The organism is Streptomyces sp. NPDC051776, from assembly GCF_040681345.1.
Lineage (GTDB): Bacteria > Actinomycetota > Actinomycetes > Streptomycetales > Streptomycetaceae > Streptomyces.
Genome location: NZ_JBFAYQ010000134.1, coordinates 1 through 3,116, shown reverse-complemented (window position 1 = coordinate 3,116; position 3,116 = coordinate 1). Strand labels below are relative to the sequence as shown.

At 67.7% G+C, this 3,116-nt stretch carries 3 protein-coding genes; all 3 read left to right on the top strand.

Annotated features, from left to right (window positions below):
* The first annotated feature begins 96 nt into the window (after nucleotides 1-96).
* The 3 genes from AB0M26_RS31640 to AB0M26_RS31630 all read left to right on the top strand — a co-directional run bounded on the left by AB0M26_RS31640 (nucleotide 97) and on the right by AB0M26_RS31630 (nucleotide 2,994).
* Complete coding sequence (locus AB0M26_RS31640) at nucleotides 97-720, top strand: DUF6431 domain-containing protein (RefSeq protein ID WP_365266422.1); 624 nt, start codon at nucleotides 97-99, stop codon at nucleotides 718-720.
* Nucleotides 721-823: 103 nt separating this feature from the next.
* Entirely contained in the window at nucleotides 824-2,182 is a 1,359-nt protein-coding gene (locus tag AB0M26_RS31635) for a DDE-type integrase/transposase/recombinase (protein ID WP_365266419.1), read from the top strand.
* Nucleotides 2,179-2,994 carry an AAA family ATPase gene (locus AB0M26_RS31630; protein WP_365266416.1) on the top strand — a complete coding sequence of 272 codons (816 nt, stop codon included), beginning with the start codon at nucleotides 2,179-2,181 and terminating at the stop codon, nucleotides 2,992-2,994. Before AB0M26_RS31635 ends, AB0M26_RS31630 begins: the two co-directional genes overlap by 4 nt.
* Nucleotides 2,995-3,116: the final 122 nt, after the last annotated feature.

The window sequence follows — 3,116 nt, the reverse complement described above, 5'->3', positions numbered from 1 at the left end:
TGTTGGACGACTCTCTGCATGAGCACGAAGGTGGGGGTTGGCGACAGTCACGGTGGACATGAGTGCTGATCTTGATGGGCAGCCTGATCCTGTTTCGTGCACGACGACACGGTGTGCACCAGCGGGAGGTGCAGGGTGCTCATCGTCGACACCGATGTCGTCCTCGTGGAACGCCAGCTGCAGGCGGGTGAACTGACGTGCCCGTCGTGCGGGGCTGCGCTCGGGCCGTGGGGGCATGGCCGGCCGCGGGAAGTCCGGGGTGATCTCGGGTCTCGGCTATTCGTACGTCCTCGCCGCTCGCGCTGTACCGGTTGCGGCATCACGCACGTGCTGCTGCCGGAGATGCTGTGGCCGCGACGGATGGATGCTGCCGAGGTGATCGGGTTGGGGCTGGAGATAGCCGCCCTGGGCCTGGGCCACCGCCGGGTCGCTGCCCGTCTGGGACTGGCGGAGGACACGGTCCGCGGCTGGTTCCGCCGGTTCCGTCGGAGGTCGGAGGACGTGCGCCGGTACTTCACCGTCGCCCTGGTCGCGCTCGCGGACGATCCGGTGATGCCCGAGCCGTCCGCCTGCCCGCTGGCGGACGCGGTCTCGGTCATCACGGCCGCCCATCGGGCGGCCGTGATGAAGTGGCCGGAGATGAACACCGTGTCGCGATGGGCCTTCGCCGGCCGGGTCATAGACGGCCGGGTGCTGACCTGCACCGCTTCGGCTAGTTGATCAACACGGGCTGCCCCTGGGCGGCGATGGGAGGTGCCGGAAGTCTTGATCGTGTCCGCCTGCGGCAGGCGGACGCTGATCGAGATGCGAGGAGAGCCCGCGCATGGCATCGAGCGAGGACGAGGACCGCCGCCGAGCGGAGAAAGCCCGGCAGGTCGGTCTGTTCCGCTATTCCCTGATCCAGGACCTGCTGGATTCGAACCTGACCACACGTGAACGCGGCCGTCTGGCGAGGGAGTTGGCAGAGAAGGAACACACGGATCCCTTCGGACGGCAGGTGAAGGTGTCCAGGGGCACCATCGATCGCTGGTCGAGGGACTACCGCCGCGGCGGGTTCCCCGCGCTGGTGCCCGAGCCCCGCAAGGCGGTCCCCAGGACACCACCGGAGGTGCTGGACCTGGCGGCCGCGCTGAAGCGGGAGAATCCGGGCCGCACGGCCGCGCAGATTCAGCGGATCTTGCGCACGACGCAGGGCTGGTCGCCGACCGAGCGGACGCTGCAGCGGCACTTCGTCGCTGCCGGACTGACCGGCGGCACCAGCAGCGAGACCAGCGTATTCGGCCGGTTCGAGGCCACCCGGGGCAACGAGTTGTGGACCGGGGACGCCCTGCACGGGCCAAAGATCGGCGGCAGGAAAACGTACCTGTTCGCCTTCATCGACGACCACAGTCGCGCGATCGTGGGCCACCGGTTCGGGTTCGCCGAGGACACCGTCCGCCTGGCCGCCGCTTTGCGGCCGGCCCTGTCGGCCCGCGGGGTCCCGGAGTCGATCTACGTTGACAACGGGTCCGCCTTCGTGGACACGTGGTTGCTGCGGGCCTGCGCGAGTCTGGCGATCCGGCTCACCCACTCCAAGCCCGGACGGCCGCAGGGCCGGGGGAAAATCGAACGGTTCTTCAGGACCGTCCGGGATCAGTTCCTCGTCGAGCTCGACGACGAACGCGTCGGCCAGATCGAGCATCTCACCGAGCTGAACAGGCTGTTCACCGCCTGGGTGGAGACGGTCTATCACCGCACGGTGCACTCGGAGACCGGGCAGCCTCCGATCGAACGATGGCTGGGTTCGATTCCCAAGCCGCTGCCGCTGCCCAGCCCCGCTGATCTTCGGGAGGCATTTCTGTGGTCGGAGTTCCGGACGGTGACCAAGACCGCGACAGTGTCGCTGCACGGGAACACCTACGAGGTCGACCCGATGCTGAGCGGGATGAGGGTCGAGCTGGTCTTCGACCCGTTCGACCTGACCCAGATCGAAGTGCGGGCGTCGGGGAAGACGGCGGGGACGGCGGTTCCGCACCAGGTGGGCCGTCACACGCACCCCAAGGCGAGCCCGGAGGTGTCGGCTCAGCCGGCACCGTCGACGGGGATCAACTACCTGAAGATCCTCGACGAGAAGCACACGGCGAACACCGCGAAGGGGATCAACTACTCGTCCCTGCTGGACGACGGGCGGAGACAGCGATGATCGACCGCGTTCAGGGATTCTTCGGTTTCACCCGCATTCCCTTCGGCCGGGACCTGGCCCCCTCGATGCTGCACCAGCACCACTCCCACCGGGAGGCCGCCGCCCGCATCGCCTGGTGCATCAACAACCGGGCGATCGGCGTGGTCACCGGCGAGGTCGGCTCCGGCAAGACCGTCGCCCTCAAGGGCGCCGTCTCCTCCCTGGACCCGGCCCGGTTCACGGTGATCTACCAGCCCAACCCGGAGGTCGGCATGCGCGGCCTCTATAACCGCATCGTCACCGCCCTGGGCGACACCCCCAAGTTCCACCTGGCGGCTCTCGCAGCTCAGGCGTCTGCGGTCCTGGCCGCCGAAGTCGACGAGCGCGGCCGGACACCTGCCGTCGTGATCGACGAGTCGCACCTGCTCGACCACCACGAGCTGGACGCGATCCGCATGCTCACCAACTACGAGATGGACTCCACGACGCCGTTCGCTGTGTTGCTGATCGGCCAGCCAACCCTGCGGAAACGGATGAAGCACGGCGTCCTGGCGGCCCTGGACCAGCGGATCGCGATCAGCTACCAGATGCCCACGATGACGAAGGAGGAGACCGCCAGCTACATTAAGCACCACATCACGATCTCCGGCCGCGGGGACACGCTGTTCTCCGACGACGCTGTCGAGCTGATCCACCTCACCAGCCGCGGCCTGCCCCGCTCGGTGAACAACATCGCCTGGCAGTCCCTCATCGCCGCCTTCACCGAGGAGAAGGGCATCGTCGACGAATCCTCAACCCGAGCCGCCATCACCGAGACACACGCGACAGAGTGACGAGGAAAGCGACACCACGTTCACGACGACCCCGGCGGCCTGACGGCCGCCGGGGTCATTTCATCCCGTCCCGCCAACAACCCGAACGTCGCCTTCATGCACACCTTCCGCGTCGCGCAACA